This window comes from Sanguibacter sp. Leaf3 (genome assembly GCF_001425965.1).
Lineage (GTDB): Bacteria > Actinomycetota > Actinomycetes > Actinomycetales > Cellulomonadaceae > Sanguibacter > Sanguibacter inulinus.
On sequence record NZ_LMRH01000003.1, the window covers coordinates 483,307 to 495,788 of the forward strand.

14 protein-coding genes are annotated in these 12,482 nt (G+C 70.8%); 5 read left to right on the forward strand and 9 right to left on the reverse strand.

The window, feature by feature from the left end; genetic code table 11:
* Nucleotides 1–47 precede the first annotated feature (47 nt).
* Complete coding sequence (locus tag ASG53_RS15565; protein ID WP_056135452.1) at nucleotides 48–1,028, forward strand: ArsR/SmtB family transcription factor; 981 nt, start codon at nucleotides 48–50, stop codon at nucleotides 1,026–1,028.
* Nucleotide 1,029: 1 nt separating this feature from the next.
* Here ASG53_RS15565 and ASG53_RS15570 read toward each other — a convergent pair whose 3' ends face one another.
* The 3 genes from ASG53_RS15570 to ASG53_RS15580 all read right to left on the reverse strand — a co-directional run bounded on the left by ASG53_RS15570 (nucleotide 1,030) and on the right by ASG53_RS15580 (nucleotide 3,403).
* A complete protein-coding gene (locus tag ASG53_RS15570; RefSeq protein ID WP_056135455.1) occupies nucleotides 1,030–2,184 on the reverse strand; it encodes a hypothetical protein in 1,155 nt (384 codons plus the stop codon).
* 195 nt (nucleotides 2,185–2,379) lie between these two features.
* A complete protein-coding gene (locus tag ASG53_RS15575; RefSeq protein WP_056135457.1) occupies nucleotides 2,380–2,943 on the reverse strand; it encodes an NADPH-dependent FMN reductase in 564 nt (187 codons plus the stop codon).
* Between the two features lie 88 nt (nucleotides 2,944–3,031).
* Entirely contained in the window at nucleotides 3,032–3,403 is a 372-nt protein-coding gene (locus ASG53_RS15580; RefSeq protein WP_056135460.1) for a VOC family protein, read from the reverse strand.
* A gap of 72 nt (nucleotides 3,404–3,475) precedes the next feature.
* Here ASG53_RS15580 and ASG53_RS15585 point away from each other — a divergent pair, with 72 nt between their 5' ends.
* On the forward strand, nucleotides 3,476–3,928 hold the full coding sequence (locus ASG53_RS15585; protein ID WP_056135462.1) for a MarR family winged helix-turn-helix transcriptional regulator: 453 nt from the start codon (nucleotides 3,476–3,478) through the stop codon (nucleotides 3,926–3,928).
* Nucleotides 3,929–3,960: 32 nt separating this feature from the next.
* Here ASG53_RS15585 and ASG53_RS15590 read toward each other — a convergent pair whose 3' ends face one another.
* Nucleotides 3,961–4,248 carry a DUF1905 domain-containing protein gene (locus ASG53_RS15590; RefSeq protein WP_056135466.1) on the reverse strand — a complete coding sequence of 96 codons (288 nt, stop codon included), beginning with the start codon at nucleotides 4,246–4,248 and terminating at the stop codon, nucleotides 3,961–3,963.
* A 97-nt stretch (nucleotides 4,249–4,345) separates the two neighbouring features.
* On the reverse strand, nucleotides 4,346–4,921 hold the full coding sequence (locus tag ASG53_RS15595; protein WP_056135469.1) for a helix-turn-helix domain-containing protein: 576 nt from the start codon (nucleotides 4,919–4,921) through the stop codon (nucleotides 4,346–4,348).
* Nucleotides 4,922–4,969: 48 nt separating this feature from the next.
* Here ASG53_RS15595 and ASG53_RS15600 point away from each other — a divergent pair, with 48 nt between their 5' ends.
* Together ASG53_RS15600 and ASG53_RS15605 are read left to right on the forward strand one after the other, a co-directional pair.
* On the forward strand, nucleotides 4,970–5,980 hold the full coding sequence (locus ASG53_RS15600) for a class I SAM-dependent methyltransferase (protein ID WP_056135472.1): 1,011 nt from the start codon (nucleotides 4,970–4,972) through the stop codon (nucleotides 5,978–5,980).
* Complete coding sequence (locus ASG53_RS15605) at nucleotides 5,977–7,041, forward strand: NAD(P)/FAD-dependent oxidoreductase (protein WP_056135482.1); 1,065 nt, start codon at nucleotides 5,977–5,979, stop codon at nucleotides 7,039–7,041. Before ASG53_RS15600 ends, ASG53_RS15605 begins: the two co-directional genes overlap by 4 nt.
* 194 nt (nucleotides 7,042–7,235) lie before the next feature.
* Here ASG53_RS15605 and ASG53_RS20170 read toward each other — a convergent pair whose 3' ends face one another.
* The 3 genes from ASG53_RS20170 to ASG53_RS15615 form a co-directional block, all read right to left on the reverse strand.
* Nucleotides 7,236–7,397 (reverse strand): hypothetical protein, encoded by a 162-nt coding sequence (locus ASG53_RS20170; RefSeq protein WP_200945518.1) that lies wholly within the window; start codon nucleotides 7,395–7,397, stop codon nucleotides 7,236–7,238.
* Nucleotides 7,397–8,170, reverse strand: a complete 774-nt coding sequence (locus ASG53_RS15610) for a class E sortase (protein ID WP_200945519.1) — start codon at nucleotides 8,168–8,170, stop codon at nucleotides 7,397–7,399. Before ASG53_RS15610 ends, ASG53_RS20170 begins: the two co-directional genes overlap by 1 nt.
* A gap of 255 nt (nucleotides 8,171–8,425) precedes the next feature.
* Nucleotides 8,426–9,766 carry an NAD(P)/FAD-dependent oxidoreductase gene (locus ASG53_RS15615; RefSeq protein ID WP_056135485.1) on the reverse strand — a complete coding sequence of 447 codons (1,341 nt, stop codon included), beginning with the start codon at nucleotides 9,764–9,766 and terminating at the stop codon, nucleotides 8,426–8,428.
* A gap of 326 nt (nucleotides 9,767–10,092) precedes the next feature.
* Between ASG53_RS15615 and ASG53_RS15620 the strand changes: the two genes are divergently transcribed.
* On the forward strand, nucleotides 10,093–10,875 hold the full coding sequence (locus tag ASG53_RS15620; protein WP_235533967.1) for a YitT family protein: 783 nt from the start codon (nucleotides 10,093–10,095) through the stop codon (nucleotides 10,873–10,875).
* Nucleotides 10,876–11,149: 274 nt separating this feature from the next.
* Here the strand turns inward: ASG53_RS15620 and ASG53_RS15625 are convergent, their stop codons facing one another.
* Nucleotides 11,150–12,451 carry a C40 family peptidase gene (locus tag ASG53_RS15625; RefSeq protein WP_082544112.1) on the reverse strand — a complete coding sequence of 434 codons (1,302 nt, stop codon included), beginning with the start codon at nucleotides 12,449–12,451 and terminating at the stop codon, nucleotides 11,150–11,152.
* Nucleotides 12,452–12,482: the final 31 nt, after the last annotated feature.

Below are 12,482 nucleotides of genomic sequence, written 5' to 3' on the forward strand. Positions count from 1 at the left end.
CTCATCGTGGTCGACGACGTCCGCGTAATGATGAAGACTATGGCTTCATGCTCCAGTACAGGCTGTCCGACTCCGACCTCTCCGAGATCCGCTTCGGGCTCTCTCCGCTCAACGAGGCCGGTCTGTCGCTGCGGGCCGTGCGCGACCCGGCGCTCTACCCCGCGCACCTGCGCTGGGTCCAGCGTGTGGTCGACGACCTCCCCGGCCCGGAGCTCGAGGTGCTCAGGGCTCTCGTGGACGACAGGAGCTGGGTACCCGATTTCCTCAACCCCGTCCCCACCACGCCGCTGACCCGCTTCGACGACGAGCTCGCGGCGCTCGCCCAGATCGACCTCGGCCGTCTCGACCACGACCTCGACGCCGTGCACAGCGTGCGCCCGGCTGTGCTCACAGGCCCGGCTGCGGACGTGCGGCAACGCGTGGTCGACGCCGTCGGGGTCTACTGGGGCGTGTCGTTCAGGTCCACGTGGACACGGATGCGGACCCTCCTCGAGGCCGACGTCGTGTTCCGTGGACGCGAGATCGGACGGTCCGGCCTGGCCGGGATGTTCGCAGGGCTCGCGCCGTCCGTGAGCTTCGACGGGCGCACGGTGTCCCTCGCGCTGCGCGACCCGCGGACCCGGACCGTCGACGTCGACGGAGCGGGTCTCACACTCATCCCCAGCCTCTTCACGCACCGCGTGTCCTCACCGGTGACCGACGACGACCGTCCGTCGGTCATCTACCCGGTCCGCGGCGCGGCCACGCTCTGGGACCCGGCCCCCGTGCGCGGCAGCGGAGCGCTCGCGGACCTGCTCGGCGCGACCCGCGCGGGTCTGCTCGACGCCCTGCACGAGCCCGCGTCGTCCTCGGAGCTCGCCACGCGCTACGGCGTGAGCCCGAGCGCCGTGAACCAGCACCTGCGGGTGATGCACGACGCGGGTCTGCTCACGCGGGCCCGCCACGGGCGGTCGGTCCTCTACCGCACGAGCGAGCTCGGTGAGCAGCTCTCGGGCCGCGGGGACCTGTCGGCCGGGCCGTGGTCCTGACCTAGTCCTCGATCCTCGTGCCGTCTGCGGCGAACCTGAACGACGTGCTGCCGTAGTCGTCGCCGATGCTGAAGGTGATGACCGGCGGGCCGACAGCCTCGGCGAAGGTCTCGCTGTCGATGTCACCGTCGGCGGAGCGGCGGACGGAGGCGCTCGCGTCGCCGACGGGCAGGCCGACCTCCGCGGCGGAGGTCTCCATGAGGCCCCACAGCTGGTCGAGCGCGACGTCGGACCAGGCGTACTGCTCTTCCGCGAGACCAGGCTGGATGGTCGCCGCACCCTCGTTGCTGACCCGGCCACCCCGGTACATCCACCGGTCTGTGGCGGTCTCTCCGGCGCGCAGCGGTGCGTCGACGGTCACGAAGTCCTTGGTCACGACGATCGACGTCACCTGGTCGTGGCCGATCTCCTCGACGAGGGCCTCCTGGGCCTGGGCGAGGAGGTCAGGCTGACGCATGTCCGGCCGCAGGTGCCCGTCCTGGATCGCCTCGACGGTCTGCGCGACGGCGACGCGGTACGGGGCCACGACAACAGCTGCGGCGGCGACAGCGACGAGGGCGAAGAGGACCAGGCGCACCGGACGGCCCTTCGGCCCGACGCCGAGGATCGGCCCCTTGCGGCGGCCGTCGACGACGCGGGTGTGCGGCTCGACCTTGAGGACCGGGACGGACCTGCGCGAGGGGACGGTGAGCCGTTCGCGGTCCCGCGGCGAGAGCTCACCGTCCACGAAGGCGACCTCTGGACCGCCGTCGAGGAGGATCGCGACCTCGAGCTCTGCGCCGGGCTGGAACCTCGGGACGGCGGTGAGCGGCACGACGGTCCGGACTGTCGTCGCGAAGGCCGCGCCGCTGAGCGGTTGCACGGTGACGTCGATGTCGCAGAGCGGCTGGTCGTTGATCTGCGTCCCGGTCTGGCGCAGCGCGTCGACGCGGGCGAGGCCGAGACGTCGGGCGTCGCGCGCCTGCTGCACGGCCTTCGGCGAGGCCGCGACGCTGCCGCCGAGCGACCCGGCGACCCGGGTCATGACCGTCGCGAAGACCAGCACCGTGAAGGCGACGCCGGCGATCGCGATCCCCGCCCCGGGCGGGCCGACGATCGCGACGACCACCCCTCCGAGGAGAGCACCGAGGGCAGCGAAGGCGATCAGTCTGAGCACGTCACGAGCCTACGGGCCGAGGCCGGGTGCCACGCTGGGGAGTTGTCCCCAGGGTGGTGCCCGGCCTCGTCGTGGTCGTGATGCGTGCTGGTGGGAGCCGGGCTTCCCGGAGCCCGGAGGCCGGAGCCCGGCTCCCGGTCGATGGGAGTCAGGACCCGGAGTCCGTAGCCCGGAGCCGGGCGTCGGGGTCGTCCGTCAGGCCTGGGCGCGCAGCGGTGCGAGCGCCTCGCTCCAGGCGGTCACCTGGTCGAGGAGCGTGCCGAGGGCGTCGACCGACGCGTCGCTCGGTGTGAGCTCCGAGTAGTCCTTGAACTCCGACGCGAGCGGCAGGGTGACCTGCTGGCGGACGTCGGCCATCTTCAGCTCTCCGGCGATCAGCCGCAGGTGCTCGACGGCCCGGGCGCCGCCCACCGAGCCGTAGGACACGAAGCCGACGGCCTTGTCGTGCCACTCGTGGAACAGGTAGTCGATCGCGTTCTTGAGCACCCCGGAGGTGGAGTGGTTGTACTCGGGGGTGACGATCACGTACCCGTCGAAGGACGCGATCTTCGCGGCCCACTGCTTGGTGTGCTCCTGGGTGTGCTCACCCATGGACGGCGGGACGGGCTCGTCGAGGTGGGGGAGCGGGAAGTCGCGGAGGTCGACGAGCTCGTAGTCGACGCCCTCGCGCTGCGAGGCGATGTCGAGGACCCACCGGGCCACCTGCTCGCCGTTGCGGTTGGGTCGGGTGCTGCCCAGGATGATGCCGATGCGGGTCATGGTGCTCGCCTCTCGAGGTCACGTGCGGTGCGTTCCTCGTCGAGTCTGAGCGAGACGCGCCCGCGCCGCGACCGCTGGTGCCGCGGGGTCAGGCGCGGCTGTGCAGGGTGATCTGGTAGCCGTCGGGGTCGGCGAAGGTGAAGGTGCGGCCGAAGGGCCCGTCGACGGGGGACGACGTGATGGTGATGCCGTCGGCGACCAGGCGGTCGTGGATGCCCTGCGCGTCGGCGGCGTGCAGCCAGATCCCCACACCGACGCCGGGCTGGGCGACGGCGTCGAGGTCGACCCCCGGCAGGGGTGAGCGCACGGCGAAGGACGCGGGCTTCGTGTCGAAGACGACAGCGTGGGGCGGTCCGGGCTGGCGGGTGAGACCGAGGTAGGACTCGTAGAACGCCGCAGAGGCGTCGTAGTCCCGGACCTGGAGAGAGATGAATCCTGGGCCTGATGCTGCTGCGGTCATGGTGCGCCTCCGTCGGACGAGCTGCTGAGTGTCAGTTGTCTGACACTCGCGAACCTATGTCAGACTACTGACATGAGTCAAGACGGGCCCGGCATCCACCTCGAGACCTCTGTCGGCTATCTGCTCAAAGAGGCGTCGAGCGCCCTCCGTAGCGCGATGGAGGCTGTGCTCCGGCCTCTGGGCATGACGATCACCCACTACTCCTGCCTCGAGCTCCTCGCGCAGCGGCCGGGGTTGTCCAGCTCCGACCTGGCCCGGGGGGCCTTCGTGACGCGTCAGTCGATGAACGTGCTGCTGCAGGCGCTCGAGCGCGACGGCCTCGTCACCCGGGCCGAGCAGGCCACGACGGGCCGTGTGCTGCCGACCGAGCTGACCGACGCCGGTCGACGCCAGCTCGCGACGGCCAGCGCCGCCGTGCGCGGGGTCGAAGACCGCATGAAGTCCGGGATGGACGAGACCGAGCAGGCGGCCTTCGCCGACCTGCTGGCGCGGAGCATCACGTCGCTGCGGGACGCCCGCCCGTAGTCTCGAGAGCGTGCGTTGGCGGCTGGCGTGCCTCAGGTGAGTCGCTCGGTGATCCGCACCGTCACCTCGTCGCCCACGTCTTTACCCAGCTTCTTGCGAACCTTAGCGTTGAGCGAGAGCATGTGCCCGCCCGTGCCGGTCGGCAGCAGGCCGCCGCTCCAGGGCTGGTCGTCGACCGTCGCGACGACCTTGACGGACTTCCCGGTGCCGAAGGCCTCGGCGGACCCAGGGATCTCGACGCAGGGCCAGACGTCACCCTTGACGTCGACGCCGATGGTGGCGGTCATCTGCCAGTCGGTCGGGCCGATCTCGATGCTCATGCGTCTCCTCGGGGGCTCAGGTGGCTCCGGGGCGAGGTGCAGGTCTCGCGCCGGACCTTCGTCTCGAGCAGCCTAGCGAGGCTCGCGGCGCGACGCCTCACTTCTCGTGACGGTGCCCCGGCAGGTGGGCGCGCTCGCCGTCGTGGTCGAAGATCGTGAGGATCTCGACGGGCCCCTCGTGGGCCTGGATGACGTGCGGGGTCATGGTCGAGAACTCTGCGGCCTGCCCCTCGCGCACCAAGATCGTGCGCTCGCCGAGGGTCAGCCGGACGACCCCGCTGAGGACCGTGAACCACTCGTAGCCCGGGTGCACCTGGCCCTCGCGCCACTCGCGCTCGGGGGTGATGCGCATCTTCGCGATGGTCACGCCGCGGCGGTCGCGCTCGCGGGACAGCAACCACACGGTCGACCCCGTCATCGTCTCGGGCTCGGGACGGATGACGACGTCTTCGTCGCCCTCGGGCTCGACCAGCTGGTCGAGGGTGGTCCCGAGCGCCTGTGCGATCGGGACGAGCTGGTCGAGGGCGATGCGTCGGTGACCGGTCTCGATGCGGCTCAGCGTCGACGCGGAGAGGAAGCAGCGCGAGGCGAGCGCGTCGAGGGTCCAGCCCCTCGCGAGGCGGAGACCGCGGATGCGCTGGCGGACGATGTCGTCGAGCAGTTCTTGCGTCATGCGCAAGAGCCTATGTCTCTCGCGCATCTCTCGTCTAGCGTGGAGGGCATGACGCACACCGATCACACCTCGCACGGCTCGGGCCCCGCCGGACTCGCCGGCGGCAGCGCGGACGACCACGGCAGCACTGGCAGCGCGCACGACGCCAGCGCTCACTCGGCCCACGGGGCCCACAGCCACGGCGCCCACGCCGCTCACATCCACGCCGACCGCCCCGGCCACGGCCCCGCACCTGAAGGCGACTCGGACATGGCTGAGCTCCTCGACCTCGACGCGGCCCTCGGAGCGACGGTCCTCGCCGACACGCTCGACGCCGCCGCGGCCGTCCTCGGCACCGAGCCTCGCAGCATCGCCGACCTCGGCGCAGGGACCGGCACAGGCACCCTCGCGCTCGCGAGCCGCTTCCCGGGAGCCCACGTCCACAGCCTCGACGCGACGGCCTCGATGCTCGACCACCTCACGGCGAGCGCCCAGACCGCCGGAGTCGGCGACAGCGTGACCACCCACCTCACCGACCTCGACGGTGACTGGACCGCCGTGCTGCCCGAGCAGGTCGACCTCGCGTGGGCCGCGCTCTCGCTGCACCACGTGAGCGACCCCGCGCGCGTGCTGCGCCAGGCCTATGGCGCGCTGCGTCCTGGGGGAGTGCTGGTCGTGACGGAGATGAGTGGCGCCCGCTTCGAGCCGAGCGACCTCGGCTCGGGACGCGACGGCCTCGGTGACCGCGTGACGGCCGCGCTCGCCGGGCACGGCTACCCCGTGACCGCCGAGTGGACCACCGCGCTCGGCGAGGCGTGCTTCGCCCCCGTCGAGCGCCACGAGATGTCCTTCGACGCGTCCGCAACCACGGCAGAGGGCGCGCGGTACCTCGCGATCCAGCTGTCGAGGAACCGCGACAGGATCGCCGACGACCTCTCGGCAGACGATCTCGCCGCGCTCGACGCCGTGATCCTCGCGCTGGGCGCCGGGAGCTCAGAGGTGCGGACAGTCTCGGGCCGCGTCGTCTGGGTCGCCGTGCGACCGCTCGACACCACGACCCACGAAGGAGCAGACCGATGACCCTAGACCTGACTGCCGCATCCTCGACAGCCGACCCGAGCACCACCCTGACCGCAGACGTCGTCGTGGTCGGGGGTGGCGCCGCGGGACTGGCCGCAGCGATCGCGCTCGGCCGCTCACGCCGCAGCGTCGTCCTCGTCGACGCGGGCGAACCCCGCAACGCCCCGGCCGAGGGCGCGCACAACGTGCTCGGCCAGGAGGGCATCTCTCCCCTCGAGCTGCTGGCTCGCGGCCGTGCTGAGGCTGAGGCCTACGGTGTCCGCCTCGTCAGTGGCCGCGTGACAGGCGCGTCGGGAGTGGTCGACAGCTTCACGCTCGAGATCGACGGTGCGCCGGTCGCCAGCACCACCCAGCAGGTGACCGCGCGCCGCGTGATCCTCGCGACCGGCCTCGTCGACGAGCTGCCCGACGTCCCCGGTGTCGCGCAGGCCTGGGGGCACACCGTGCTCCACTGCCCGTACTGCCACGGCTGGGAGGTCCGGGACCAGCGCATCGCCGTGCTCGCGACCTCGGAGAACGCCTTGCACCAGGTGATGCTGTTCCGTCAGCTGAGCGACGACGTCACGCTGTTCTTGCACGATGCTCTTGAGCCGACCGAGGAGCAGTGGGAGCAGCTCGCGGCCCTCGGGGTGCGGGTCGTGACGCCGCGAGTCGAGCGGCTCGTGGTCGACGGGACGCAGGTGCGCGCCGTCGAGGTCGAGGGCGGACGGTCTTTCCCTGTCGACGCCGTGGCGGTCGGACCGAGGTTCGTCGCCCGGACCGAGCTCTACGAGGCGCTCGGCGGGGAGAAGACGCTCTCACCCTTCGGCGAGCAGATCGTCGCCGACCCGCGCGGCGCGACGGCTGTCCCCGGTGTGTGGGTCGCCGGCAACTCGGGCGACCTCATGGCGATGGTCGCGGCCGCCGCAGCCTCGGGCGTGATGGCGGGGGCTGCCGTCAACGGCGACCTCGCCGTAGCCGACCTCGCCCGCGCTGTCGCCGAGCGCCGCGCCCCGTTCTCCGCAGCGATGGAGTCCGAGGTGGCCCTGGCTGTAGCCGGAGACCGCCGCCACGGCCTCTGACCCACCCCCCGGTCCGACGAGGTCGCCCCTGCCCAAACGAGGTCGTACCCGCTGCCGCGAGGTCGTACAGACACGCCAGCGACGGGCGTCTGGCGGGTGATTCTGGCGTGTCCGTGCGACCTCGGCGCAAGGGGTGCGACTTCGGCGCAGCGGGTGCGACCTCGGAGCGCGGAGGGTTCGGGGCGACCTCGGGGTCAGCTGATGCCGGGGTCGCGGGACAGGAAGTCGATGTTCTCGGCGGCCCAGGGGAAGACCCAGACGAACAGCGCGGTGACGACGGCCGTGACGAGCACGAGCGCGAGCAGGATCCGTACGGGCAGCGGTCCGGGCAGGTGCCGGAAGATCCACGGGTACATCAGACGACTCCTGGGTTCTCGAGGACCTGCTCGGGCATGCCGTCGGCGCGAGGCATCCAGCCGACGAACTTTGCGTAGGTGATCCAGCGGTGGTCGTTCCCGTACTCGCCGAGCGAGAGTGAGTGGCAGGTGGTCAGCGTGAGCATCCGCTCGGTCGGCGCAACGCCCGGCTGGTTCGGCACAGGCGCGGTGACCTCGATGGCGCTCGGCAGCACGATCTCGTGGGACGTCACCTCGTAGACGTACCAGGCCTCGGCGGTCTCGACGATCACCTGGTCACCCTCGACCAGCTCGTTGACGTACCTGAAGGAGTTGCCATAGGTCCGGCGGTGCCCGGCGAGCGCGAAGTTGCCCACCTCGCCGACCTGCTGCGTGTGCTCGTAGTGACCAGCCGTCGCACGGTCGAGGAGGTCGAGCGAGGTCCCCTCGACGATCGGCATGGTGTTGTTCGTCTTGCCGTACCAGCTGGGGACGATCAGCACCCCTGTCGTCTCCCCGTAGGCCGCCTTGGCGGGCACCGGAGGGTCGTCGGTCCGTAGCTCGGCGACGACCTCGGGAGCGGGCGGCAGCGTGTCCTGGAACTCTTCGACCAGCTGGGCGGCCTCGTTGTTCGCCTCGACGCTCGTCCACCACAGCTGCCACACGACGAAGAGCCCGATGACCAGGCCAGCGGTGATGAGGAGCTCGCCGACGCCGCCGAGGATCGCGGAACCGACGCCACCGCGGCTGCGCTCGCCGGGCGCTGTGCGCTCACGGGTCTTCTGGTGTCTCACCTGGGGTGCTCCTCCGCGTGGCAGCCTCGTCCGGCTGCCGAGTATGCCACGGCGACCTGACGACGGTCTGGCGACGCCTCGGCCTGAGCACAGGTGGCCTTCTCCACAGGAACGTCGCCACGGTCTGGCGACGCCTCCGTCTGGGGACGGGCGGCTCCCTCCACAGGTGGTGGCGCGTCAACCTGTGGACGAGTCCCCTTCTCCACAGGGAGTCGAGCGGCTCAGGTCTCCCGACCGCTCAGCTCTCCCGGTGCCTCAGTCTCGCGACGGCTCGGCCGGCGGCGTCTCGCGCTCCTCGGAGGGCTCGCCTCGGCCCGTGCTCTCGCGGTCCTCGCGCGAGGGGCGGATGGTCGGCACGTCGCCGACGATCGGGATCTGCTTGCGGTGGAAGGGGAACCCGTACCGCGTGACGATCCCGGCGAGGGTCGTGAGGCGGTTGCGCGGCCCGATGAGGCCCATGATGTGCACGAACAGCCACGCGAGCCATGCGGTCCCGCGGGTCAGCTGCACCTTGCCGAGGATGTCGGCGATCGCGGCGCGGCGCCCGATCACGGCCATCGTGCCCTTGTCGAAGTACCTCAGGTGCTTCATCGGCCTGCCGTCGATGAGCGCGAGGATGTTCTTGGCGGCCTGCGTCCCGGACTGGATGGCGGGCTGCGCGAGCTGCGGCAGGTCGTCGGGCGTGATCGCGATGTCGCCCACGGCGAAGACCCCGGGGCGTCCGTCCACCTGGAGATCGCGGCCCACGACCACGCGGTCACCAGCGCCGCGCGGGAGGTCCCAGGCGTCGACCTCCTCGTGCGGGCGCACGCCCGTCGACCAGATGGTCAGGTCCGAGTGGAGCTTGGTGCCGTCGGTGAGCACGACCCCGTCGGGGTGGACCTCGGCGACCCCTGCGCCCAGGTGGAGCTTGACGTTGCGACGCTCGAGCTCGGAGACCGTGTACTCCCGCAGACGCTTCGGGAACGACTTGAGCACCTCGGTGCCGCGCTGGACGATCGTCACCTCGAAGGCGTCGCCGCGGATCTCCGGGTAGGCAGGCCGCAGACCTGCGTTGCGCAGCTCGGCGAAGGCCCCGGCGACCTCGACCCCCGTCGCACCGCCGCCGACGACGACCACGCGGAGCCCGTCGTCCGTGCCCGGGGTGTGCGCGGCCTCTTCGAGGCGGACGAACAGCGCGTCGCGGATCTTGACGGCCTGGCTGCGCGAGTACATGGGGAAGGCGTTCTCCTTCGCACCGGGGGTGCCGAAGAAGTTGGTCGTCACGCCGTTGGCGAGCACCAGGTAGTCGAAGTCCATGTACTCGTCGTTGAGCAGACGGATCCGCTTGTTCGCGTGGTCGATGCTCGCCAGGTGCTCGTGGACCACCCGGACGTTCTTCTGACCCAGGCGCAGACCGCGGAGGAAGTAGGTGACGTCCCCGGGGTTCAGGCCGCCGGTGGCCACCTGGTAGAGCAGCGGCTGGAAGGTGTTGTAGACGCGACGGTCGAGCAGGGTGACTCGGACGTTCGCGCCGGCGAACGCCCTGACGGCGGCGATGCCGGCGAAGCCACCTCCGACCACGACGACGTGCGGGGCCTGGGTGGTCTGCGGCACGAGCTCTCCTCCGGGGGGTCGAGGCGTCCCGCTGCGGCGGGCGTCGTCTCTTACGCTACGACGCCTCCGGACACCCTGCGAACTCGACATGACAGAGTGTCACCGGCATCACGTGAGAGGTCTGCGCGGGTGAAACGTCGGTACGGACCACGGAAGGCAGCCGTCCAGGCCCTGCACCGCCGTCAGCCTCGTGGGCGAGACGGAGTGCGATGCTCCGAGCCGCTGCCGCCCACGGGAGGTGACGGTCTGTCCGCATCGCGAGCACAGATCGACCAGCAGGCGTGCACGGGGTGGCGCGCGCGGCCGGGGGCGCGCACGCTGCACCCGTGACAGACGAGAGCACGCCCTCCGCCGCCGCGCCCACACCGAGACCGACGACGGGAGACACGCCGCTCTCCGCAGCCTCAGCCCCCGGTCCCGGAGCACCCGCCGTTCCCGACGGGCCTGCCGTTCTCGACGGGGCCGCCGCCCCCGTCCACGACGGCGCACCCGTCCCCGACCCCGTCGCGGACCTCGTCACCCGGCCGCACCGCCTGGTCGAAGACGTCGTCGCCCTGCTCATCGGCTCCCTGGCGCTGTCCTTCGGGCTCATGCTGCTCAAGGACGTCGGCGGGGTGTCGGGCGGGATCGCGGGGATCGCCTTCCTCGTCAACTACTCGACGGGCTGGCCCTTCGGCCTCGTGTTCTTCCTCATCAACCTGCCGTTCTACGCCCTCGCGATCGTCAGGATGGGCTGGCCCTTCACCATCAAGACCTTCGCCGTCGTCGGGCTCATCTCCGTGCTCACCAGCTTCCACGCCGCGAACATCACCATCGAGCACATCACGCCGTTCTACGCCTGCGCGCTCGGCGGCATGTTCATGGGGCTCGCCTTCCTCGCACTCTTCCGCCACGGGGCGAGCGCGGGCGGGCTCGGCATCTTCGTGTTCTACCTGCAAGACCGCTTCGGGGTCAGCGCCGGCGTCGTCCAGCTGTGCTTCGACGCCGTGATCGTCCTCTGCGCGCTCTTCGTCGCCGACGTCCCGACGGTCCTCGCCTCTGTGCTCGGCGTGGTGGTCCTCAACGTCATCCTCGCCATGAACCACCGCCCCGGCCGCTACAGGGCCTGACCGACCCCGTCCCGCGCTGCGCGCCCGACGACGAGGTCGCACCCCGGGGAACGAGGTCGCACGTCCTGGCCCGAGGTCGCACCCCTTGCCACGAGGTCGCACGAACACGCCAGATGACCTCGAACGCGGGGCTCTTCTGGCGTGTCCGTACGACCTCGGCGGTCGACGTACGACCTCGGTTCGTGCACCGGGTGATCGGTGACTCCGCGCCGGACGACGACGTCCTGCCCCTCGACCTGAGGGGTAGGGCATCGTCGTCTCGGACGTCCGGGCCTCAGCTCAGGCTGACGGACTTGCCTGCGAGCTGTCCCACCCACGCCTCGTAGGGAGTGCCCTCCTTGACGAAGATGCTCCCGTCGGTCAGCCGTACGCCGATCCGGTTCCGGACGAGCCTGATGTCGGTGGTGTTGCCGGGGGTCTGCCCCAGCCAGCCCGTGCTCAGGCCACCCTCCTTGATCGAGGCGACGCCGTTCCGTCCGACGATCCCGACCCGGTCCGGCGTGAGAGTCAGCACGGCGACATCGCCTGCCACCTCGGTCCACGACTCCCAGAGGTTGCCCTCCTTGACGAGAGCGGCGTTGGTGCTCGTGATGACGCCGATGCGAGTCCCGCCCAGGGCGATGCTCTTCGCGGCGTTGTACTGCGCGACCCAGTCGGCGAGCAGGTTCCCCTCCTTGATGGAGGCGACGCCGTTCGAGCCGAGGATCGCGACCCTGTCGCCGTCGAGAGCGATCTGGGTGACCGCCCCGGACATGTTGGTCCACCCTGCGTTGAGAGCACCCTCTTTGACCCAGGCGGTCCCGGCGGTATCGATCACGCCGACCCGCTGGCCGGACATCGTGAAGGAGGTGGCGCCGCGGAAGAGGACAGACCACTGCGCGTTGAGAGCACCCTCCTTGACGTAGAGGACGCCGTCGGTAGTCAGGACACCGGTCCGCCAGCCCTCGACGACCACCTGCTTGCCCGCGATGCCCATGTTCTGCCAGGACTCCCAGAGGTTGCCCTCCTTGACCACAGCCTGCCCGTCCCCGCCCAGCACGGCGATCCGGGGAGGGACGGCGGGCGGGTTCGGGGCGGGAGCGGCCGCGAGCTGCGGGATGATGCCGGCTGCTGTCCACGACGAGGGGGTCGCGGAGCCATACCTCACGCCGTTGGCGGGGTTCATGGCTTCGATGGTCCGCCCGTCACCGAGCGAGACGGCGATGTGGCCCGGACGGTAGAGGAGCGCACCTCGGGTGGTGGCGCCCTGCGCTGTCGTGATCCTCGAGGTCGCGTTGATGAGTGACGCGGACTGGTGGACGGACGGAATCCCCATCTGGGCGAGCGCCCAGTAGATGAGGCCAGAGCAGTCGAAGGAATTCGGTCCTGCCGCGCCCCAGACGTACTCCTTCCCCTTCTGCGACTCGCAGAGCGCGACGAACTGCTCCGCACGGGCGGGCACCGCGGCCACCGCGGCCTGCGTCGATGCTGTCCCGAGCGCGAGCGCGGCAGCGATCACGCCAGCGCCACGGAGCGCGGAACGTCGGCTGACAAGACCGTCAGAAAAGCTGGCCGATGTCGTTTCGTCTTCAATCATTATTCCCCCTGCAGGAAAGTGTGTGGCAGCT

Excerpts from the sequence above, each read along its gene's own strand:
- ASG53_RS15625 (WP_082544112.1), bottom strand. The coding sequence starts at position 12,451 with ATGATTGAAGACGAAACGACATCGGCCAGCTTTTCTGACGGTCTTGTC.
- ASG53_RS15585 (WP_056135462.1), top strand. The coding sequence starts at position 3,476 with ATGAGTCAAGACGGGCCCGGCATCCACCTCGAGACCTCTGTCGGCTAT.
- ASG53_RS15600 (WP_056135472.1), top strand. The coding sequence starts at position 4,970 with ATGACGCACACCGATCACACCTCGCACGGCTCGGGCCCCGCCGGACTC.
- ASG53_RS15590 (WP_056135466.1), bottom strand. The coding sequence starts at position 4,248 with ATGAGCATCGAGATCGGCCCGACCGACTGGCAGATGACCGCCACCATC.
- ASG53_RS15580 (WP_056135460.1), bottom strand. The coding sequence starts at position 3,403 with ATGACCGCAGCAGCATCAGGCCCAGGATTCATCTCTCTCCAGGTCCGG.
- ASG53_RS15575 (WP_056135457.1), bottom strand. The coding sequence starts at position 2,943 with ATGACCCGCATCGGCATCATCCTGGGCAGCACCCGACCCAACCGCAAC.
- ASG53_RS15605 (WP_056135482.1), top strand. The coding sequence starts at position 5,977 with ATGACCCTAGACCTGACTGCCGCATCCTCGACAGCCGACCCGAGCACC.
- ASG53_RS15595 (WP_056135469.1), bottom strand. The coding sequence starts at position 4,921 with ATGACGCAAGAACTGCTCGACGACATCGTCCGCCAGCGCATCCGCGGT.
- ASG53_RS15565 (WP_056135452.1), top strand. The coding sequence starts at position 48 with ATGCTCCAGTACAGGCTGTCCGACTCCGACCTCTCCGAGATCCGCTTC.
- ASG53_RS20170 (WP_200945518.1), bottom strand. The coding sequence starts at position 7,397 with ATGTACCCGTGGATCTTCCGGCACCTGCCCGGACCGCTGCCCGTACGG.